This is a genomic window from Agrobacterium sp. OT33, from assembly GCF_017313365.1.
In the GTDB taxonomy this organism is placed as follows: domain Bacteria; phylum Pseudomonadota; class Alphaproteobacteria; order Rhizobiales; family Rhizobiaceae; genus Agrobacterium; species Agrobacterium rhizogenes_A.
In genome coordinates this window covers 297,522-317,172 of sequence record NZ_JAFLMZ010000006.1, presented here as the reverse complement: position 1 = coordinate 317,172, position 19,651 = coordinate 297,522, and the positions used below count along the sequence as shown (strand labels likewise).

The 19,651-nt window shown below is 58.2% G+C and carries 19 protein-coding genes; 4 read left to right on the top strand and 15 right to left on the bottom strand.

The genetic code is table 11. The features are described from left to right. Nucleotides 1-12: 12 nt before the first annotated feature. The 8 genes from JZX88_RS16475 to JZX88_RS16440 all read right to left on the bottom strand — a co-directional run bounded on the left by JZX88_RS16475 (nucleotide 13) and on the right by JZX88_RS16440 (nucleotide 10,730). Nucleotides 13-1,701, bottom strand: a complete 1,689-nt coding sequence (locus JZX88_RS16475) for an SEL1-like repeat protein (RefSeq protein WP_206914191.1) — start codon at nucleotides 1,699-1,701, stop codon at nucleotides 13-15. 157 nt (nucleotides 1,702-1,858) lie between these two features. After that, the gene (locus tag JZX88_RS16470; protein ID WP_206914190.1) at nucleotides 1,859-3,472 is read right to left on the bottom strand and encodes an ABC transporter ATP-binding protein; all 1,614 of its coding nucleotides are present in this window, start codon (nucleotides 3,470-3,472) and stop codon (nucleotides 1,859-1,861) included. A 1-nt stretch (nucleotide 3,473) separates the two neighbouring features. Further along, nucleotides 3,474-4,604: an ABC transporter permease gene (locus JZX88_RS16465; protein WP_065117213.1), complete on the bottom strand. Its 1,131-nt coding sequence runs from the start codon at nucleotides 4,602-4,604 to the stop codon at nucleotides 3,474-3,476. After that, the gene (gene oppB / locus JZX88_RS16460) at nucleotides 4,597-5,520 is read right to left on the bottom strand and encodes an oligopeptide ABC transporter permease OppB (RefSeq protein WP_065117214.1); all 924 of its coding nucleotides are present in this window, start codon (nucleotides 5,518-5,520) and stop codon (nucleotides 4,597-4,599) included. The genes JZX88_RS16465 and oppB overlap by 8 nt, the downstream gene beginning before the upstream one ends. 54 nt (nucleotides 5,521-5,574) lie before the next feature. Further along, a complete protein-coding gene (locus tag JZX88_RS16455) occupies nucleotides 5,575-7,170 on the bottom strand; it encodes a peptide ABC transporter substrate-binding protein (protein ID WP_110758330.1) in 1,596 nt (531 codons plus the stop codon). 311 nt (nucleotides 7,171-7,481) lie between these two features. Next, nucleotides 7,482-8,360, bottom strand: coding sequence for a carbohydrate ABC transporter permease (locus JZX88_RS16450; protein WP_246753493.1), 879 nt, complete (start codon nucleotides 8,358-8,360; stop codon nucleotides 7,482-7,484). Further along, nucleotides 8,360-9,448, bottom strand: coding sequence for a carbohydrate ABC transporter permease (locus JZX88_RS16445; protein ID WP_206914189.1), 1,089 nt, complete (start codon nucleotides 9,446-9,448; stop codon nucleotides 8,360-8,362). The genes JZX88_RS16450 and JZX88_RS16445 overlap by 1 nt, the downstream gene beginning before the upstream one ends. A gap of 13 nt (nucleotides 9,449-9,461) precedes the next feature. Continuing rightward, nucleotides 9,462-10,730 (bottom strand): extracellular solute-binding protein, encoded by a 1,269-nt coding sequence (locus JZX88_RS16440; protein ID WP_110758326.1) that lies wholly within the window; start codon nucleotides 10,728-10,730, stop codon nucleotides 9,462-9,464. A 2-nt stretch (nucleotides 10,731-10,732) separates the two neighbouring features. Between JZX88_RS16440 and JZX88_RS16435 the strand changes: the two genes are divergently transcribed. Beyond that, entirely contained in the window at nucleotides 10,733-11,056 is a 324-nt protein-coding gene (locus tag JZX88_RS16435) for a hypothetical protein (protein ID WP_206914188.1), read from the top strand. On the opposite strand, the gene JZX88_RS16430 is transcribed toward JZX88_RS16435, so the two are convergent. Further along, on the bottom strand, nucleotides 11,053-12,222 hold the full coding sequence (locus tag JZX88_RS16430) for an MFS transporter (RefSeq protein ID WP_065117218.1): 1,170 nt from the start codon (nucleotides 12,220-12,222) through the stop codon (nucleotides 11,053-11,055). The genes JZX88_RS16435 and JZX88_RS16430 overlap by 4 nt on opposite strands. A gap of 185 nt (nucleotides 12,223-12,407) precedes the next feature. On the opposite strand from JZX88_RS16430, the gene JZX88_RS16425 reads away from it, so the two are divergent. Further along, complete coding sequence (locus JZX88_RS16425) at nucleotides 12,408-12,605, top strand: hypothetical protein (RefSeq protein WP_206914187.1); 198 nt, start codon at nucleotides 12,408-12,410, stop codon at nucleotides 12,603-12,605. Nucleotides 12,606-12,625: 20 nt separating this feature from the next. On the opposite strand, the gene JZX88_RS16420 is transcribed toward JZX88_RS16425, so the two are convergent. Then, entirely contained in the window at nucleotides 12,626-13,111 is a 486-nt protein-coding gene (locus JZX88_RS16420) for an Lrp/AsnC family transcriptional regulator (protein WP_174032215.1), read from the bottom strand. 161 nt (nucleotides 13,112-13,272) lie between these two features. Here JZX88_RS16420 and JZX88_RS16415 point away from each other — a divergent pair, with 161 nt between their 5' ends. Next, nucleotides 13,273-13,839, top strand: a complete 567-nt coding sequence (locus tag JZX88_RS16415) for a DUF296 domain-containing protein (protein WP_206914186.1) — start codon at nucleotides 13,273-13,275, stop codon at nucleotides 13,837-13,839. Continuing rightward, on the top strand, nucleotides 13,826-14,233 hold the full coding sequence (locus JZX88_RS16410) for a PPC domain-containing DNA-binding protein (RefSeq protein WP_181423964.1): 408 nt from the start codon (nucleotides 13,826-13,828) through the stop codon (nucleotides 14,231-14,233). Before JZX88_RS16415 ends, JZX88_RS16410 begins: the two co-directional genes overlap by 14 nt. Before the next feature lie 56 nt (nucleotides 14,234-14,289). Here the strand turns inward: JZX88_RS16410 and JZX88_RS16405 are convergent, their stop codons facing one another. From JZX88_RS16405 to JZX88_RS16385, 5 genes are read right to left on the bottom strand one after another with little or no spacing between them, the layout of a single operon-like run. Then, on the bottom strand, nucleotides 14,290-15,180 hold the full coding sequence (locus JZX88_RS16405; RefSeq protein ID WP_206914185.1) for a PCC domain-containing protein: 891 nt from the start codon (nucleotides 15,178-15,180) through the stop codon (nucleotides 14,290-14,292). Further along, on the bottom strand, nucleotides 15,177-15,956 hold the full coding sequence (locus JZX88_RS16400) for an SDR family NAD(P)-dependent oxidoreductase (protein WP_174032209.1): 780 nt from the start codon (nucleotides 15,954-15,956) through the stop codon (nucleotides 15,177-15,179). The genes JZX88_RS16405 and JZX88_RS16400 overlap by 4 nt, the downstream gene beginning before the upstream one ends. A 31-nt stretch (nucleotides 15,957-15,987) precedes the next feature. After that, a complete protein-coding gene (locus JZX88_RS16395; protein WP_206914184.1) occupies nucleotides 15,988-17,628 on the bottom strand; it encodes an acyl-CoA synthetase in 1,641 nt (546 codons plus the stop codon). Beyond that, entirely contained in the window at nucleotides 17,625-18,794 is a 1,170-nt protein-coding gene (locus JZX88_RS16390; RefSeq protein ID WP_174032205.1) for an acetyl-CoA acetyltransferase, read from the bottom strand. Before JZX88_RS16390 ends, JZX88_RS16395 begins: the two co-directional genes overlap by 4 nt. Further along, a complete protein-coding gene (locus tag JZX88_RS16385; RefSeq protein WP_206914183.1) occupies nucleotides 18,791-19,651 on the bottom strand; it encodes an IclR family transcriptional regulator in 861 nt (286 codons plus the stop codon). Before JZX88_RS16385 ends, JZX88_RS16390 begins: the two co-directional genes overlap by 4 nt.

Genomic DNA, 19,651 nt, shown 5'->3' with positions numbered 1-19,651 from the left:
TCCTGCGGCTGGCTATCGCGATATCTTGTCCAGTCGTTCAAACAGGCCGTTTAGGTCAGCGCGGGCGCGGGCGATGTCCTCGCTGTCGCCGTTGCGCTCGGCAAAGGCCACCTGTCGCCGGAACAGATCCTCAGCGCCGGCATGGTCCCCTGCCGAAAAACTGGCTATTGCCAGATCGCGCAATGCCGCGCCGATCGCGTCGAGAATTTCATGCCGCTCGGCGATTTCCAGCCGCCGGCGCATCAGTTCCACTGATCTGTCAGGGTGTTCGAGCGCAAACTCGTTCTGGGCGAGATTGCCGATTATACGCAACAGGGCCGGATCGTCCTTGCCGAAGGCGATCTCGGCACGCGCCAGCGCTTCCGAATTGAGGTCGCGCGCCTCTTCAAATTCAGCGGCTTCATGCAGACAGAAAGCAAGATCCGTCATTGCGGCAAGCACGGTGTTCTCCTCTGCATCCGGATCGGCCCTGACGATCGTCAGCGCACCACGATGCAGATGGATCGCTTCCTGCCACTTGTGGTCGCGGGCAAACGCAACGGCCCTTGCGGTCATCAGAGAGGCGCGTTCCGGTGGTGTCAGAAAGGGGTGCTTGCCGTCGATCGCAAGTGCAGTTTCAACCGGCTCCATATAGGCGGGATTGCGCTGCTTCCACAGTACGAAACCGCGGATCAGGCTCGATCTGCCAAGCACATGGGGTTGGTCAGCGGCGGGATTGTCCTTATCCTCGACCAGTTCCTCGCAGATACGGGCCAGCTCCAGAAGCAGTGCCTCGACGCTGAAGCGCTTCTCCGGATTGCGGATCATAATCCGAAGGTCTTCCAGCCGTTGTTCGGGATCGACGGCCGGGGAAAATTCCCTGCCCATCCTTGTCAGCACCCGTTCGATTGCTTCGTCCGCATCGTCGCGACCACCCATTCGGGCACGACGAAACAGATAGAGCGCTTCTTCGAGGTCACATTCCGTGCCCTTGCCATCCTCGTGGGCCACACCGAGTGTGTAGGCTGCTCGGTCGAAACCGCCATCAAGCGCGGCGGCGAGCAACTGAATGCCTTTTTCGGCATCTTCCTTCACGATCGTTCCATAATAATAGGCTACGCCGAGATTGTTGGCGCCGCGGGGATTGCCGGCCTGAAGGGCGCGGCGATACCAGTAAAGCGCCTGGATCGGGCTCTTGCGGATACCGGTGCCGGTACTGTAGCGATGGCCGAGGCTGACCATGGAATCGCTGTCGCCGAGGTGGGCTCCCTGGCTGAAGAGCTTGACGGCGCGGCGATGATCTTGCTTCAGCCCGGCTCTGCCGTCGGTATAAAAATGGCCGAGATTGCCCATGGCCGTTCCGCAGCCGGCTTTGGCGCCCTGCTCGTAGTAATCGCGTGCCTTGAGGAGATCGGCCGGGAAAGGGCCGTCGCCGTGCTGGTACATGCTGGCGATATTGTTCATCGCGTCGCCATGCCCGAGGGCCGCCGCCTTTTCGTACCATTCGACTGCCTGCACCCTGTCGAGGGTGACATTGCAATAGCCCTGATCGTAAATGTCACCCAATACGAAGGCGGCATCGGCATCGCCGGATATTGCCCGCTGTTTCAGATCGTCGAGCGGAACATCATAGAGGCCGTGCCAGCGTTTCTCCGGGACCGGACCGGCCGTGCGCTTCTCGAAATAGCGGTCTGCAAGCGTCGTCAGATACTTTTTCAGCATGAGTGTGCTTCTCCGAACGCAAACCCGACTTCACATTTTTGGCGACACCATATTCCCCGGCCGGCATCCCAGGGGTCGTTCCCGGCAGAGGGCGAGCCGACACCCTAGATCAAAATTGCGTCACCTGTCACGGCAAGCCGAGGCGATTTCATCGCCATCAGCTCCCTTCATTGAACGACGAAAACGCGGATTTGATGAGTGTTTTGGTATATTCAGCCGCCGGCCTGTTGAATATCGCGTCCGTTTCTCCCTCCTCCACAATCTTCCCGTTTCTCATGACGATGACGTAGTCCGAAATGGCCTTGATGACGGAAAGGTCGTGGCTAATGAAGATGTAGGAAAGGCCATGCGCCTCCTGCAAATCGCGCAGCAGGTCGATAACCTGTCCTTGAACGGATCGGTCCAGCGCAGATGTAGGCTCATCGAGAATGACGACGTCCGGCTTGAGGATGATCGCACGGGCAATTGCGATACGCTGACGTTGTCCGCCTGAAAACTCGTGGGGATAGCGGTTGCGGGCGGCAGGATCGAGGCCCACTTCCTTCAGCGCTTCGATTGCCCGCTTGTCCCGCTCCGCTCGGCTCAGCCGCTGTTCATGCACAAACAGACCTTCAGTGATTATCTCGCCGACCGTCTGTCTTGGCGAAAGCGAACCATAGGGATCCTGAAACACCAGCTGCAAATGCCGCCGCAATGGCCGCATCGCCTTTCGGTCAAGACCACTGATTTCCGTCTTGCCGAAGAAAATACGGCCATTTGCATGTGCAAGACGCAGAAGCGCGCGCCCGAGTGTGGACTTGCCTGATCCGGATTCACCGACGATACCGATGGTTTGTCCCTGGTGAAGGCTGAGATTGACGTCGTCGACAGCCCGAAACTTGTGCGACTTCGACAGGAAACCACCCGGAATTTTATAATCGACCGTCACGCTCTGGCCGGAGAGAACGATAGGTGCCTCTTTACCGACTGTCGGCTTGTGCCCGCTGGGTTCTGCATCGAGAAGCATTCTGGTGTAGTCAGCCTGCGGGCGATCGAAGATATCTTCCGTCGTGCCGGCCTCGACAATCTCCCCGCGGCGCATAACCGCGACGCGATTGGCGAAATAGCGGACAACGCCGAGATCGTGCGTGATCAGGACGATGGCCATGCCGAAGCGTTGCTGCAACGACTTCAGAAGATCGAGAATCTGCGCCTGTATCGTCACGTCAAGCGCGGTGGTCGGCTCATCCGCAATCAGAATATCGGGCTCGTTCGCGAGAGCCATGGCGATCATGACGCGCTGGCGCTGACCGCCGGAAAGTTCATGTGGATAGCTGTCTATACGCCGCTCCGGCTCTGGAATCCCAACAAGCTTCAGGAGTTCGAGAACGCGTGCACGCGCTTCCTTCTTGCTGCCACCCCTGTGGTGAACGATCGGTTCGGCGATTTGCGCGCCGATCCGGTAGAGAGGATCGAGCGAGGTCATCGGCTCCTGGAAAATCATGGTGATTTTCGCACCCCGGATATTGTTCAGCTCGCTGACCGGCAGGCCGATCAGCTCGCGTCCGCGATATTTCGCCGAGCCCTCGATAGCGCCGTTGGATGCAAGCAGTCCCATGATGCCCATCATGGTCTGGCTCTTGCCGGAACCGGATTCTCCGACGACGGCAAGCGTTTCACCCTGTTTGACGTCGAGATTTATGCCCTTGACGGCACTCACCGTGCCGTCCGGTGTCGTGAAATCGACCTTGAGATCACGGACGGTGAGGATGGTTTCAGATGTCGTATTCATGTCAGCGATCCTTGGGATCGAGTGCGTCACGCAACCCGTCACCCACAAAGTTGAGCGAAAACAGGGTCAGCACGAAAAAGATCGCCGGAAATATCAGGAGCCACGGGGCCGATTGGATATTGTTGGCACCTTCGGAAATCAGCGCCCCCCAGCTCGTAAGCGGCGCCTGTACGCCAAGGCCGAGGAAGGAGAGGAAGCTTTCCAGAAGAATGACTTTGGGTACGACGACAGTGACGAACACGACGACGGGGCCGATCGTATTGGGAATGATATGACGGCGGATGATCTGCCAGTCGCTCAGGCCCAACGCCTGCGCGGCGCCCACAAATTCCCGACGCTTCAGGGCAAGCGTCTGGCCACGGACGATACGCGCCATATCGAGCCATTCCACGGCACCGATGACCAGGAAGATCAGGATGAAGCTGCGGCCGAAAAAGACCACCAGAACGACCACCAGAAAGACGAAGGGCAGCGAATAGAGGATTTCGACGAAACGCATCATCACATTGTCGACACGCCCCCCGATGTATCCCGCCGTTGCGCCGTAAAGCACGCCGATCCCGAGTGAAACGAGGCTCGCGAGAACGCCGACGGCGATCGAGATTTGGCCACCCAGCATCACGCGGGCCAGCATGTCGCGGCCGTTCGAATCCGTGCCGAAGAAGAAGTATTCGCGGTTGACGCTGCCTTCCAGCTTCAGCGTTCGGCCCTCATCTTCGGTGGCAACGACCTTCGTGTTTTCGAATTCGTTGGCGCGGTCGAAATAACGTGTCGTGCGCGGGTCGATCGGGCTGCTGGAGGTGACGGTGGCCGTGAAGGTCTGCCCTTCGACGGAAAATTCCTTCAGCTCCACGCGCGCGCGGCCGGCAACCCCGTCCATCACGCCTTGCAGGTTGTTTACATCCGGACGTGGCTCAAGGCTCGGCGGGACGGAGACATAGGACGAGAACACCTGATCATAGGTGTGTGTGAGGAACTGCGGGCCGATGAATGAGAAAAGCGTGATCAGCAGAAGCATGAAGGAACCCGCCATGGCGGCCTTGTTTCGTCTGAAACGAAGGACTGCCAGCTGGAACAGGCTTCGGCTTTTCACCAATGGCTGATGGGCATTGTTCCCGGGGATATCAGTCATGTCTGACCCTCGGATCGAGCAGGCCGTAGAGAATATCGACCACGAGATTGAACACAATGACGAAAATGGCGACGAGAACGACGGTTCCCATGACCAGCGTATAGTCACGATTGATGGCGCCGAGAACGAAATAGCGGCCGACGCCCGGGATAGTGAAGATCGTCTCGATGACCGCCGAACCCGTCAGCAGAGCTGCGGCGCAGGGAGCCAGATAGGAAACGACCGGAAGCATCGCCGCGCGCATGGCATGGAACACCACCACGCTGCGGGCTGGAAGGCCGTAAGCCTTGGCGGTGCGGATATGGTCCATCCGCAAAGCCTCGATCATTGCGCCGCGTGTCAGACGCGCGATAACCGCAAGCTGTGGCAAAGCGAGCGCGATCATCGGAAGGATGAGATACCGCAGCGATCCGTCGCCCCAGCTGCCTGCCGGCAGAAGTCCGAGCAGAACGGCAAAGATGAGTGTGAGAACAGGTGCGACAACGAAGTTCGGCACGGTAACGCCGACTGTCGAAATGGACATGATCGAAAAATCGAAGGCGCTGTTCTGCCTGAGTGCGGCGAGGGTGCCGGCGAGAACCCCGCCCACCAGTGCCAGCAGGAGAGCGTAGCAACCGAGTTCCAGGGAATAGGGCAGACCTTTGCCGATCAGCTGCGCGACCGTATTGTCCTTGTAGATGTAACTTGGACCGAAATCACCGGTGACGGCATTGCCCAGATAGATGAGATACTGGCGCCATAATGGTTCATCCAGATGATAGGTTCTCATCAGGTTTTCCATCGTCTGCGGCGGCAGGGGGCGTTCAAGATTGAACGGACCGCCCGGTGCGAAACGCATCAGGAAAAACGAAATCGTGACGACGATAAACAAGGTCGGCACGGCGCTCGCCAAACGGCGCAGGATAAAGGAGATCATGGTTTTTCAGGCTCCGGCATGGCACGGTGGTGTTGGCCACCGTGCCAACGCTGCTTATTCGGAAACGCTCAGGAAGCGGCTGAGGTGTTCGTTGGCAGCATTGTCTTCCCAACCCTTGACGCGGTTGGAAACCAGCCAAAGGTCGGCCTGTGTCAGAAGCGGAACAACCGGTTGTTCCTTCATGAGGATGGTTTCTGCCGCATGAAGCAGCTTGGAACGTGCGGCCGGGTCCTTCTCGTCGTAGGACTTCTGCAGCAGCGCATCATATTCCGCGTTGTTGAACTTGGAATAGTTGAAGGTCTTGTTGGAGGAAACCGAAAGCGCAAGGAAGTTTTCCGCATCCGCATAGTCGGCAACCCAGCCGGCGCGCGCGACGTTGAATTTGCCGCCTTCCTGGAGGTATCCATAATGCGAGGCGACATCAAGGTTCACCAGTGACACCTTCGCGCCGAAGGTGTTCTTCCACATGTCCGCGATAGCTGTCGCGACGCGTTCATGGTTCGGGTTTGTATTGTAGCGAATTTCGATGGAAAGCGGCTTGCCGCCCTCACCGTAACCGGCTTCCTTCATCAGTTTGAGGGCTTCATCTTCACGATCAAGCTGCGACAGCGTGGCGAAATCGGCCTTGGCCGGCTCACCATAGGAATCCATACCCGGGGGAACCATGGAATAGGCCGGAACCTGTGAACCGCTGTAGATTTCCTTGGCAAGGAAGTCACGGTCGACTGCCATGGACAGCGCTCGGCGGACACGGACATCGTTATACGGCGCTTCGCGGGTGTCGAAGGTATAGTAGTAGGTGGCAAGCGTCGGGGACACGTGAACCTGCTCGCCATAGGATTTGCGCAGACGGTCGATCTGGTCAGCGGAGAAGTTGTATGCGAGGTCCATTTCCTTTGCTTCGAAACGGCGAACGGATGCGGCCTGATCGTCGATCGGGTAGAAGATGACCTTGTCGATCCTGGTGTTCGGTGCGTCCCAGAAATTGGTGTTCTTGACGACCGTCAAGCTGTCATTGGGAACATGCGATTCGAGCTTGTAGGCACCGTTCGAGACCATGACGCCCGGCTTTACGAAGTTGGTCCCGTTCTTTTCGTAGCTTGCCTTCGAGATTGGCAGAGCCGTCTGGTGAGCAAGGAGTTCGAGGAAGAAAGGTGTCGGGCGCTCGAGCGTGACCTCGAGGGTCTTGTCATCCACTGCCTTTACACCGAGCTGGTCCACCGGCACATCGCCCTTGTTGATCTTTTCGGCGTTCTTGATCGGGTAAAGAATATTCGCATATTTCGCTGCGGTCTTCGGGTCCTCGACGCGCTGGTAGGAGAAGACAAAATCGCCCGCCGTTACCGGAGTGCCGTCCGACCACTTCGCATCCGCTCGCAGCTTGAAGGTGTAGACGGTACCGTCGTCGGACAGCGTCCAACTCTCCGCAGTACCGGGAATGATCTTGCCAGCAGAATCGTAAATGGTGAGGCCTTCAAAAAGGTCTTTCAGAATAAATGCTTCGATGTTGATCGAGGTCTGCGCCTGATCCAGTGTCTGCGGTTCCCCGGAATTGCCGCGGTGCAGAACTGTTTCTGCAAGTGCGGAACTGGCACCGAGCAGAAGCGAGCCTACCAGCAGAGCGGCGCGAGTTGTTGTTTTTATCGACATTGTTTTCTCTCCCCGTAAAGATTTTAAGTCCACAAACAAGGCCAAATCGCTCCGAAGCGCAACCACAATAAATTGTGAGTTGATGCGGAAACCACAAGTTTCACTTAAGTTGACACGTCCGTGCTTGACCCGGCAGTTTCTTATAAAACACTTTGACTGAAGCCCGTCCTGCGCCAAGTTGTCCCACAGCGAAGATGTCGGCGCTCAGGGGTTTTGACGTGGACTTTTTGCACTTTTCTCGATCTTCTCATCCGCAATCCGTCAGGAAAATTCTGCTCCACCGACGTGGCGTGCCTATGCATGATGAGGCGCTATCCCTTTATTCCGCTTGCCGCGATACTGGAGATGAACAACCTCTGCAGGCAGAGATAAAAGACCAGCACCGGCAGGGTGATGATGGTGAGATAGGCCATGACCTCACCCCAGGGCGTATTGAGCTGGAAGAAATATTGCAGCCCCACCATCACGGGCCGGTAGGCTTCGGACTGGGTAACGAGAAGCGGCCATAGATATTGCTGGCTGTACATGACGAGAAACTTGAGGATTGCCGCCGTCGCGATGACCGGGCCGCTGAGCGGCATCACCACCTGCGCATAAATCCGCAGCCAGCCGGCCCCGTCGATGCGCGCCGCCTCCAGCAATTCCTTCGGCAGATCCTTGAAATATTGCACGAAGAGGAAAATCGTCAGCCCATCTGCAATCCACGGAATGATCTGCACATGCCAGGAGTTGAGCCACCCCCAGGTAAATCCACCGCTGCCAATCCATGGCAGATTGTTGACTTCCAGCAGGAGCGGTACGGCAATCGTTTCAAAGGGAATGATGAGCGTGGCGAGGATGATCGAGAATAAAACATCTTTCCCGCGCCAGTTCAAAAAGGTGAAGGCGAAGGCGGCAAGCGAGCCAAAAAGCAGAGCGAGAAACACGGTAACGACCGTGACCAGAACCGAATTGAATATGAAGGTCGCAATCGGCGCCCGGGCGAAAGCTGCCGTGTAGTTTTCAAGCGAGAGATGTCCCACCGGCAGGAAGGCTCGTATCGACGTGGCATCATTCAGCAACTGGTCGTTCGGTTTTAGCGACGAGAAGCCCATGAACAACAGGGGCAAAATGAAGATCGCCGCGAAGGCGAGCATGAGCACATAGTTGCCGATGAGAAAAGCGAGGCTCTTGCGTTGTCCGGCCTGCATCATTGCTTCTCCCTTGTCATGTACCGCTGGGTCAAGGAAATGCACAGAACAAGCAGGAACAGGACGACCGAGATTGCGGAGCCTGCCGCGATGTCCTGCTGTCGATATCCTCGTTCAACGGCCTGGTAGACGATGCTTTGAGTGGAATCACGAGGCCCGCCCTTGGTCATCACATCGATCTGCGCGAAAAGTGCAAAAGCCTGCATGGTGATGACGATGATAATCAGCACGGCTGTGTTGCGCAGCAGCGGCCAGGTTATCATGCTGAACCTCTGCCAGCGGCTCGCTCCTTCGATGTCGGCTGCCTCGTAAAGATCCGGAGAGATGGTTTGCAGGCCGGAGAGCCATATGACCATGTGGAACCCAACACCCTGCCAGACCGACATCACCAGAATGGCCCATAAGGCGGTATCGGTTCTGCCCAGCCAGTCGATCGGCTGGAAGAGCCCGAAGCTCATGTAACTCAAAAGGCTGTTCAGGAGCCCGTTATCGGCCGCATAGATAAACCGCCAGAGCAGCGCCACCACCACCACCGACAGCACGACAGGCATGAAGTAGATCGCGCGGAAAATTGTGACACCGGGTATCTTCTGGTTCACCAACAGGGCAAGAAACAGCGCCAGCGCAGCCTGAACCGGCGCGACGACGACCACGAAGGAAAGCGTGTTCACGAGGGCCGTCAGGAATACGACATCGCTGGCCAGAATGACGATCCGGTTCTCGCCCCAGCTGAAGCTCTTATATTCCCGCATTCCTTCCAGATGGGGATAGTCGGGATTGTTGCGGGTGAAATTGCGAATTCGCGGATAGGAGACGGAGCCATCCGCATCCCGGCTGATGCTGCCGTCCGCCTCTTTTTCCGGCTCGAGCGTCAGCACGCCGATACCCAACAGTCGGGTGTAATTTTCAACGCCGACAAACTCGGTCGGATTGGGAGATGTCAGCCGCTGGTTGGTGAAGGAAAAACCGAGCCCCAGCAAAAAGGGTGTGATCAGGAACAGCCCGATTAGCACCATCGCCGGTGCAGCCATGAGCCAGCCTGTGACGCTGTCTCGGGTCAGCTTTCCCTTTGAAGAAAAGAACGCCATCGACCACCTGCCCCTATTTGGGTTGGTAACCGGAATTGCGCTCTATGTTGTTGTTTATCTCGTCTGTCGCGTTGTCCAGCGTATCGGCAACATCCGCGCCGTTGGCCATATCGGAAAGAGCCTTGGAAAAGACCGGCGAGATGAAGGCGTAAGCTGGCGTGACCGGACGCAATGTTCCCTGACGCCTGGACAGTTCGAAGAAAACCTCGAGCGGACCGCCTTGTTTGTAATTCTTCGTCATCTGGGCAGCCGATGAGGTGGCCGGGATGAGACCGATCGCATCGGAGAACTGTGCGAGATATTTGTCCTGTATGGCAAATTCGATGAAGGCGGACGCGCCTTGCGGATGCTTGCTGGTGGCCGACACACCAAACTGCCAGGATCCGGCACCGATCTTCGGTCCCTGCCCGAAATCGGGCGCCGGCAGGAACAGCAGATCATCGCCGTATTTCTCCAGCGCCTTCACCGCAACCCAGTTGCCCATCCATTGCAAGGCGTGGCGACCTTCCAGAAAGCCGGTTTCGTGGTCGGCAGGCGATTGTGACGTTCCGGGCGCAAGTTTTTTCTCGAACAGAGACTGCCACCATTCTCCGAATTTGATGGCATTTTCCCCGTTGAGAACGTTCTCGGCGGTTTGATAGTTTTCCTTGTCAATCAGGCTGCCGCCGAAGCTCTCCAGAAACGGGCTGAAGGCATAGCTGTACCATTCGGTTTTATCGGCCATTCCAAGGTCGATCGCATATTCGAACTTGCCGCTGGCCGCGAGCTTCTCAAGTGCCGCATTGAACTCTTCACCGGTCCACGGCTGTTCCAGTGTTGGAATGCGAATACCGTTTTCATCGAGAACCGATTTGCGGGCGAAGACCGCTACGGCTGCGTCCCACAGGCCGACGGAATACAGCTTGTCTCCCCACTTGCCCACGGCGCCGGGCAGGAAATTCGCAAGCTTCGCCTCATCTATCTGCAACGGTTGCAGATAGCCGGACCAGGCCCAGTTCGGCATGTTTGGCCCATCGACGTCCAAAATGTCAGGCAGCTTGTTGGAAAGAGCGGCGGCGGTGACGGATTCATTATATGCGGTTTGAGGGAATTCCTGAAGCGAGACCCGCCAGTCCGACTGGGATGAATTGAAGTCCTCGATGATGCCGGCCAGGATCTTGCGTTCTTCAACATTGCCAGCACCGTGATACCACATCGTCAGGTCGGTCTGCGCCAGTGCCACAGTGGAAAAAAGCGTCGACAAGGCAGCGGCTGCCCCCACAAAAATGGCTTTGGTAATCATAGATGGTCCTCCTCCTGATGAAGGGTAACTTCAACATCTACAGATTGTTCCGCAAAAAAGTCTGCATTCTGGCGCTGCATCCTCTCAAGAACGCAAGTGGAAGGAGCTTCCGGGAATTCGCCAAAACAATGCTGCTCCGCCGAAGCGGTGTTGCAGCAGTCGCCTCTGATTTGTCCTTGCAGGCAATCCACAAGCTTATGGTGCCAGTTGCTTCCGATTCACTGGTGCGCTGCCATTCGGAAGCCAGGAATTTGATTTTATTCAAAGTTTTGACGGCAATAAGCCTTGGGAGATCGAGCCCGCTCACCTGCGAAACTGGATTCTAGTTGGAATTTCGCAGCGGTGTTAGTGAGACCATCGCAAGGGCCGAAAAGATTGCGCTTGCTATCGTCAGCGGCCAGAGACCGACCAGAATATATGGGGCGACAACGACGGTTCCAAAGGTGGCGACGCTTAAAATTGCGGCGACAACGATTGCCGCAGCGCGCGAGGGGTCGCCGCGGGCGGCAATTATTGCCCGATGAAACCCTATCGGGCCTCTGATGCCGAACCCGAAATTCACGACCACCCACATTGGAACAAGCACATAAAGGTTCTTTCCCTCGGCGAGTGCGTAGATGAGAATCGCAAGAAACGCGACAGGCATGATCGTTGTGCCCGCGCGGATGGTCCTCAAAGTACCGAATTTCATTGCCAGCCATGCAGAGGAATTCGCCGCGAGAATGAATGCCACGATGCCAAAGACCTGCAGGATCACAAAGTCCCTGATCTCCTTGTCCAGAGGGCCAGTCAACACGGCTGGCGCACCAAAGACGAAAACAAGTAGAGCACCCAGCGAGAGTGCCTGACTTGAGGCATAGCTGACAAATTCGATATTTTTCAGGATCGCTAGGTAGCCGCTATGACTTTGCAGCTTCTGCGCTGGACGTGGAAAATATGCTTGCTGCCAGAGAATGGCTGCACCGACCAGTGCTGCGAGCAGCGCCAAGATGAGGAAGGAAAGCTTCCAACTCCCGATCTCCAGCAGATATGCTCCAGCGATCGGGGCCAGTGCGGGTGCCAGCGATTCGATGGAACCGAGTCGCCCCATGGCCGAAGCTGCCTTGTCTTGCGGGTAGAGACCTTGAATGAAGCCGGGAGCGAATACAGCCGGAGCCGATCCGAATGCGCCTTGGGCAAACCGCAACACAATCAGCCACTCGATGGAAGGTGACGCTGCGGCGGCCAGAGATGCAACCCCAAACAGGGCAAGTGACGCAACCAGCAGCATGCATGAATCAAAGCGTGCGCCAAGCTCACCAAAGATCAAGAGGCCAACCAGTGTGCCGAAAACATAGGCCGCAAGGACGAGCTGGGCAATCTCAACAGTTCCACCAAGCTGAAGCGGTAAGCTTGGAATGGCTGGAAGCACCAGATCGGTCCCGGCGATACCAAGAACGGTTCCGCTGGCAATGAGAACGAACAGCAGTGACGTTTTCGGGGCCGTAGACATCGTTCCTTGGTATCAGAAGCGTGCCATACGACCAATTATGCTGCATTGATTCCTGTTATTCAATTATTTGATCTTTCAGCGCTGCGCCAGCCGACATTGAGGCTTTATCCTTCCTGGAGCCTTGGGGTCGCGAACCACCAGCCAGTGAAACCGCCCATTAAAATGGTGGGCAGTACTCCCGGAAAATGGACAGATATGGCGGCCATTGGCGCATTTCTGCTCTCTATACAGGTTTTTCTGATGCGGCCGTTGCCCGGAACTATTCGGAGGAGCGAATTTCTGCGGCTACCAACGATATCTGCGACATCGGCATTCGCTGGAGCGACCGCAGCGATGTTTTTGAAGCGTATGTGTGCCGTCCCCTCCACATCGCAGAAGATTGAGGATCAAGGTGGGCAGGCAATCAACCAGGCGGAGGTTCGACGTCGGGCACAACTGACAATGTGTGCTTGAGGCATTTAAGTGCGAAACAGGAACGGGAATGACGTACGCCCTCGATCTTGTAGAGCTTGCGGCGCAGAAACTGTTCGTAGCCTTTCGTTCCTGCCACCGCCACCTTGATGAGATAATCATATTCGCCGGTGGTCAGATAGGCTTCCAGCACCTCCGGAAGTGCCGCCATGGCTGCGCCGAAACGTTCCAGAACCTCATCGTCGTGGCGCTCCAGCATCACTTCGATAATTACCGTCTCGGTTAGTCCGAGGTGGGCCTGATCGATAATGGCCGTGTAACCGCGAATGACCCCCTCGTCTTCCATCCGCTTGGTGCGCTGCCAGCAAGGGCTGGGTGACAACCCCACCTTTTCTGACAGCTCCGTATTGCTCAGCCTGCCGTTCTCCAGCAGGGCCCGCAATATTTTGCGGTCAATTCTGTCCAACGGCTTCGTCATGCCGATCTCCCCGAAACATGCTGCAAAAAAATCTGCCGCCCATGAGGCTGCTGGCGAAAGAAGTGTTTTCCGGCACGCCGTTTGGCGGCGTCATTCGAAAGCACCTTCGGTCGGGCTTTGAGTACCGTACTGCAAGGTACAGGCAGCAGGGAGGAGCAGGCATGGCACCAGTACAGCAACAGCATTTTCCAAGGCCGAGAACGCTGATCCATCCCGGCATTTCCTCGCCGGTGCGCATCAATAGCCTGCGCTCGCCGTCTGCGCGTCATGTGCGGTTGTCCATTGCGCCGGGGCACAGCCTTTTCGACGGCATCGTGCAGCCGCTTTTCGAAAACGGCATCGAAAATGCCTCGCTCACCATTCTCGGTGGTTATTTCGACATATTGTCCTATTGCGTGGCCCCGCCCGATCCTTCCGGCAGGGCGGTCATTGCCTATACGAAACCCATCGATGCCGGTGCAGCCTGGCTGGTTTTCGGCAACGCCACATTGGGGCGCAGCATGAAGGATGAGCCGATCGTTCACTGCCATGCGGCCATGCGCACCGCAGCGGGTGTGGTCAGGGGCGGCCATTTGCTGACGGAATCCTGTATTGTCGGAGAGGGCGGTATTTCCGCACTTGTGACCTCGCTCGACAGTTTCGTGCTGCAGCAATCCTTCGATCCCGAAACCAATATTCCTCTTCTTCAACCGAAGAACCGCACGGAGCGCGCCGATGAACACGCATGATCATGTCGAATCCGGCTCCATGGGCCGTGTGGCCTATGCCCGCATCGCGCCCAATGAGGACCTCGTGCTGGGCGTCGAGAAGCTGTGCCTCGCGGAAGGGTTCCGCAATGCCTTCGTGCGCGGTGCGCTTGGTAGTCTCGTCGATGCCTGCCTTGGCACCCGCAGCAGCGAGTTCGTACAAATTCGCGGTCCGGCGGTGGAAATCGTCTCGATTGCCGGTGAAGTGCGTGCCCAGCCCGACGGCTCGCTGCGGGCCGCGTTGACCGGCGTTGTCGCCGATACCGAGGGTGCGGTTTACGGCGGTCCGTTCATCGCGGGCGCCAACCCCGTGTGTATGACCTTTGAGGTGACGCTGGAAGAATGGTTGCCCTCGGAGACGCCCCAGGCGGCGTGAGTTGCGACATGATCGGCCGTTGAGTTGCGCGGTGTTGCCAACAGCCCCGGCGCAACTCATGCGGCCGCCCCTTGTCTTTCGCTCATAAGCAATTCGAAGGTGACGCAAACCGGGTTTTTGCCGCGTACCAATCGTCCGCCGCTGATGTGGGTGGTGAGATCGACCATTGCGATATCCAGCGTCGCCCGTTGATCGCCCATAACGGGATCGATACGGCCATTGAGGATGAGGATTTCGCTCGCATAGGCCGTCAGCGACGTTCCGTCCTCGTAATCCACGCCGATCAGACTGCCGACACCATTGACCTCGGCTTGTTGCAGGCCGAATTGCTGGCAGGCGGCTTCAAGGGCCGTGCAGATATCGGTATTGGGCCGCACGGTGCATAACAGCGCCCGCAGGCCCGCATCCTTGCGGTTGCGTGGTTGCACGATGGGGGTGAAGAGCGGGAAATTGGTTTCCTCATCCCTTTGCACATCGAGGATTGCGCCATCCAGCGCCAGCGCCTCAAGCGGCGTCTCTGCAGCAAATTCGGCCTCGAAAGGCAGCAGATGCCCCATGGAGACAACGCCGTCGGCACTTTTCCATGAGCCATGGCAGTGCAGAAAGGGCTTGCCGTCACGGCGTCCCATATGCAGGCCGGCATCGATGATGGTGCCGCCTGGCATGGAAAAGGTTTCGCTATACCAGGCGGCATGGGCATCATCGGGCGCCGCTGCGGGCATGACATAATCCAGCCGTTTCATCGGTACGTTTTTCAACCTGATGTAACCACCCTCGAAACCCCGCGCCGCAAAGGCATCGGCAATTGCCTCGTTGACGCAGACGCCGGATCTGGCCGTCAGCGTGACGGGATGGGCATGGCAGCCGACGGCGCGAAAGCGTTCGGGCGTTATCGGTCCGGGATGGACGATGCGGCGGGGAAGCTCCTGCGTACCTGTCTCCATCATACCGCGAGCCCTGCGGTAATGAAGCCGCCATCCACGGCAAGCACCTGTCCGTTGATGTAGCTCGCGTCATCTGACACGAGGAAAGCCACCGCAGAGGCGATCTCATCCGTCCTGCCATAGCGATGCATGGGAACGCGGCTATGCCATTGGCTGCGAACATTCTCCGTATGGACTGCCTGGGTCAGCGGAGTGTCGACCGGACCGGGAGCAATCGCATTGACGCGAATGCCTGATTGCCCCAACTCGTTTGCCATCACCATCGTCAAAAGATTGACACCGCCTTTCGAAGCGCCATAGGCGCTGCGGCCACGATTGCCGCACATGCCGGAAACCGAGCTGATATTGACGATCGAGCCGGAAATCTCACGGTTCAGCCAATAACGGGCTGCGGCACGAGCCACTGCGAAGCTGCCGACGAGGTTGACATCAACGATACGGCGAAATTCTTCGACGCTGGTGTCGACGGAGAGCTTGTCAATACCGATGCCGGCGCTGTTGACCACGGCCACAAGATCAACCGCGTGATCGCCGCCGCCTACCGTGAAGGTGGCGAAAGCCTCTTCTATCGACGCCTCATCCGCCACGTTGCAGACGATGCCGCGCGAGGGGGCTATGCCGAGTTTTTCGCAGGCCGCATCCAGCGCTTCGCGCTTGAGATCCAGCAGCCATGGCTGCCAGCCGCGCGCCATCAAAAGCTGCGCCGTGGAAAAACCGATGCCGGATGCACCGCCGGTGATTGCGACCGCGCCTTTTGTCCCTACCGTCTGCTGTGTCATAGCCTCTCCTCCCGGTTGGATGTCGTATGCGTCAACCTGTCCGTTTTTCTTCGAAAACCGGCATCTGGCCACGTTTTTCCAGCTCCTCGCGGATCATTTTCTTGGTGATCTTGCCATAGGCGGATTTCGGCATGGCATCCCAGAACACCACGGTTTTCGGCAGCTTGTAGCGGGCCATCTTGCCCTCCAGATAGGCCTTGAGGTCGATGCCGGCGATATCCGCGCCCTCGCGCGCCACACAAACCGCCACGCCGACCTCGCCCCACACCGCATCCGGCACACCCAGAACCGCGGTCTCGCTGATATCCGGATGCATGAGGATTTTTTCCTCGATCTCACGCGGGTAGATGTTCGAGCCGCCGGAAATATACATGTCGGAGGCACGGCCGGTGATGTAAACGAAGCCGTTCTCATCGCGATGACCGAGATCGCCGGTGCGGAACCAGCCGTTGCGGAAGGCCTTGGCATTGGCCTCGGGGTTATCGTAATAGCCGGCAAAAACGGCGGGACCGATGACGCAGATCTCGCCGGTTTCGCCGGCTGCGAGTTCCTCGCCTGCTTCGTTCTGAATCTGCACCTCCATGCCGGTACGATCAAAACCACAGGTGCCGAGCCGCGCGTCCGGGCCATCTTCGGCGCTGTGGAAAGAAGGAGGCAGCACGGTGATATTTCCGGTGACCTCACCGAGGCCGAAATATTGCACCAGCACCGGACCGAGTTTTGCCAATGCCCGTTTTTGATCGGTGCGATACATCGGTGCGCCAGCATAGATGACGTAGCGCAGGGAGGAATGATCGAAGCGGTCCACGGCCGGGTCTTCGATCAGCATTTTCAGAATGGTCGGCACGGTGAAGGCGTTGGTGACATGCCATTTCTCGATCAGTGCCCATACGGCCGGCACATCGAGCTTTTCCGCAGCCGGAAGCACCGTTTTTGACCCGTGGGCAACCTGTACCAGCTGGTGGATGCCGGCACCATGCGAAAGCGGCGCGACAACGATCGAGGCATCGTTCGTTCCCGTTCCCGGCATCAGATCGCACAGATGATTGGTAATGACGAAGGCCATCTGACCATGGGTCAGCACCGCCGCCTTGGGGCGGCCGGTGGTGCCTGAAGTGAAGAAGAACCAGCAGGGGTCGTCTCGGTTCACGGCTTCGCTTTTGACCTTCCGGCCCAGATGACGGGCCACGATGGCATCGTAATCCTCACCGAAATCGGCCCGGCCGATGGCAATGGTGAATTCGATTGCGGTTGCTTCACGGCTTGCCTTGGCATGATCGGGAAAACCGCCGCCGCAGATCATGCCGCGCGCGCCGCTGGCTTTAGCCAGGTAAGCCACTTCATCTGATGACTGGCGGTAATTGGTTGGCACCCACACCGCACCCACCCGGAAGCAGGCGAACATGGATTCGAACATCTGGTTGTTGTTAGAAGACTGCACCAGAATGCGATCGCCCTTTCTGACGCCGAATTCACTCACCAGCGCATGGGCCATGGCATCGACGCGAGCATCCATTTGAGCCCAGGTCCAGGTGTTTTCGCCCCAGACGAAGCCGACGTGGTCAGGATTGCGGCGTGCCGCCTGGGTCAGGAAATGCGAGAGATTCATCACCCGCGTGGTGGAGGGCGCGACCCCGCCCGCAGGATGCTGCACGGCACTTTGCGTCGTCATTTCACGCGCTCCATGATCGAGACGTAGTTGGCAACAGCAGTGCCCCCCATGTTGAACACGCCGGCCAGCGAGGCATTGGGTATCTGCATGTCGCCTGCCTCGCCCATCAATTGCATGGCTGCCATGACGTGCATGGAAACGCCGGTCGCGCCAACGGGATGGCCCTTCGACTTCAGGCCTCCGGATGGGTTGATCGGCAGGCGCCCAGTCTTCAGCGTTGTGCCCTCCTGCACCACCCGGTGCCCTTCACCGGGCTTCGCCAGCCCCATGGCCTCATATTCAATGAGTTCGGCAATGGTGAAACAGTCGTGTGTTTCGACAAAGGAGAGATCGTCGAGCGTTGCGCCGGCAAGTTCCAGCGAGCCAGCCCAGGCGCGGCGCGCGCCTTCAAACGCCAGCGGATCGCGGCGGCTCAGCGCCAGAATGTCATTGACATGCCTGCGGCCCCTGAAGCCGATGGCGCGGTTGAGTGTGGCTGCCGTTTCCTCATCGGCTAGAATGATCGCGGCGGCCCCGTCGGAGATCAGCGAGCAGTCGGTACGGCGCAGGGGGCCTGCGACATAGGGATTTTTCTCCGATACCGTATTGCAGAAATCGAAGCCGAAATCCTTGCGCATATGGGCATAGGGATTGACCGCGCCATTGGCATGGTTCTTGGCGGCAATCATCGCCAGTTCTTCTGAGCGATCGCCATAACGCTGGAAATAGGCCTGCGCGATGCGTCCGAACTGGCCGGCAAAGCCGCCCGAAATATCGGCTTCCTCCGCCCGGTAACAGGCGGAGAGCAGGATTTCGCCGACTTCCGCCGTCGGCAGCGCCGTCATTTTTTCGGCCCCAACGACAAGAGCGATGCGCCCTCGCCCTGCCTCGATGAAATCCATAGCGCTGTAAAGGGCGGCCGATCCTGTCGAGCAGGCATTCTCGAACCGCACCGCCGGCGTATAGGCAAGCCGCTCATCGCCCATCGCCACCAAAGCGCCCTGAAAGTCCTGCTTCGAGAAGCCGTTATTCATCACGCCCACGAAGATGCCGTCGATATCGCCGACGTCGATGCCGGCATGATCTATGGCTGGCGCTACGACCGAAGCCATCAGTTGCTCGGTATTTTCAAGGGCCGATTTGCCGAAAGGCGAATGCGCCCAGCCGACGATCTGCGCTTTGCTCATTTGCTCGTTCTCCTTGTTTGCCGTTTCGTGTCACCATCGCCGCGCGTGCGGGCGCGGCTGGCCATCATTTCCGCGATGCGTGTTTCGATGCGGGTCACTTCCTCACGCAGCAGGGCGGCGAGTTCCGGCTGACGCTCCGCCCGCATGCGGCTATCGACAGCGGCGATGCTGAGCGCGCCCGCCAACGCGCCATCCGGTGTGCGGATGGCAACACCGATGCCCCAGGAGTTCGACAGGATCAGGCCGGGGTTGAGCGAATAGCCATTCGTCCGGGTCAACTCGACATCCCGGCGTAACCCCTCGAGGGTGATGCCCGGATAGTTCGCAGCAATCAGCCCGCTATTGGCGGCGATGACGCTTTCCACCTCGGCATCGGGCAGGGCGGCCAGCATGGCGAGCGATCCAGCGCCGATGCCTAAGGGGTGTTCAAAACCGGCCTGAAGCGCATGGGTGCGCACCGGCCAGGTGCCTTCCTCGCGGTAAAGGCACAGCGCGAACGTATCGCGGCGCACGGAGAGGAAGCTCGAATCCTCGGTACGACGGGAAATGCGTGTCAGCCCGTCCTGCGCCATCTGCAGCAAGCCGAAACGGCGTGACGACAGGCTACCCAGCACATAGGCTTCCTCGCCGAGATAATATCGCCGGGTTTCCTCGTCCTGCTCGACAAGGCCGGCGCGGATCAGCGCCAATAGCAGGCGACGGGCCGTGGGCTTGTTCAACCCGCTTTCGGTGACGATGACCGAAAGCGCCACGCCGCGTTCCGCGTGCCTCCCCACCATGGAGAGCAGCGCCAGCGCCCGGTCCACCGCCCGTGCACCTGTCAGATCGTTCTCTGCCGGGATCGTTGTTGTGGCCAT

Bases quoted from the DNA above. Each gene is read 5' to 3' on its own strand.
- JZX88_RS16475 (WP_206914191.1), bottom strand. From the start codon at position 1,701: ATGCTGAAAAAGTATCTGACGACGCTTGCAGACCGCTATTTCGAGAAG.
- JZX88_RS16470 (WP_206914190.1), bottom strand. From the start codon at position 3,472: ATGAATACGACATCTGAAACCATCCTCACCGTCCGTGATCTCAAGGTC.
- JZX88_RS16465 (WP_065117213.1), bottom strand. From the start codon at position 4,604: ATGACTGATATCCCCGGGAACAATGCCCATCAGCCATTGGTGAAAAGC.
- oppB (WP_065117214.1), bottom strand. From the start codon at position 5,520: ATGATCTCCTTTATCCTGCGCCGTTTGGCGAGCGCCGTGCCGACCTTG.
- JZX88_RS16455 (WP_110758330.1), bottom strand. From the start codon at position 7,170: ATGTCGATAAAAACAACAACTCGCGCCGCTCTGCTGGTAGGCTCGCTT.
- JZX88_RS16450 (WP_246753493.1), bottom strand. From the start codon at position 8,360: ATGCAGGCCGGACAACGCAAGAGCCTCGCTTTTCTCATCGGCAACTAT.
- JZX88_RS16445 (WP_206914189.1), bottom strand. From the start codon at position 9,448: ATGGCGTTCTTTTCTTCAAAGGGAAAGCTGACCCGAGACAGCGTCACA.
- JZX88_RS16440 (WP_110758326.1), bottom strand. From the start codon at position 10,730: ATGATTACCAAAGCCATTTTTGTGGGGGCAGCCGCTGCCTTGTCGACG.
- JZX88_RS16435 (WP_206914188.1), top strand. From the start codon at position 10,733: ATGGTCCTCCTCCTGATGAAGGGTAACTTCAACATCTACAGATTGTTC.
- JZX88_RS16430 (WP_065117218.1), bottom strand. From the start codon at position 12,222: ATGTCTACGGCCCCGAAAACGTCACTGCTGTTCGTTCTCATTGCCAGC.
- JZX88_RS16425 (WP_206914187.1), top strand. From the start codon at position 12,408: ATGGACAGATATGGCGGCCATTGGCGCATTTCTGCTCTCTATACAGGT.
- JZX88_RS16420 (WP_174032215.1), bottom strand. From the start codon at position 13,111: ATGACGAAGCCGTTGGACAGAATTGACCGCAAAATATTGCGGGCCCTG.
- JZX88_RS16415 (WP_206914186.1), top strand. From the start codon at position 13,273: ATGGCACCAGTACAGCAACAGCATTTTCCAAGGCCGAGAACGCTGATC.
- JZX88_RS16410 (WP_181423964.1), top strand. From the start codon at position 13,826: ATGAACACGCATGATCATGTCGAATCCGGCTCCATGGGCCGTGTGGCC.
- JZX88_RS16405 (WP_206914185.1), bottom strand. From the start codon at position 15,180: ATGATGGAGACAGGTACGCAGGAGCTTCCCCGCCGCATCGTCCATCCC.
- JZX88_RS16400 (WP_174032209.1), bottom strand. From the start codon at position 15,956: ATGACACAGCAGACGGTAGGGACAAAAGGCGCGGTCGCAATCACCGGC.
- JZX88_RS16395 (WP_206914184.1), bottom strand. From the start codon at position 17,628: ATGACGACGCAAAGTGCCGTGCAGCATCCTGCGGGCGGGGTCGCGCCC.
- JZX88_RS16390 (WP_174032205.1), bottom strand. From the start codon at position 18,794: ATGAGCAAAGCGCAGATCGTCGGCTGGGCGCATTCGCCTTTCGGCAAA.
- JZX88_RS16385 (WP_206914183.1), bottom strand. From the start codon at position 19,651: ATGGCCACAACAACGATCCCGGCAGAGAACGATCTGACAGGTGCACGG.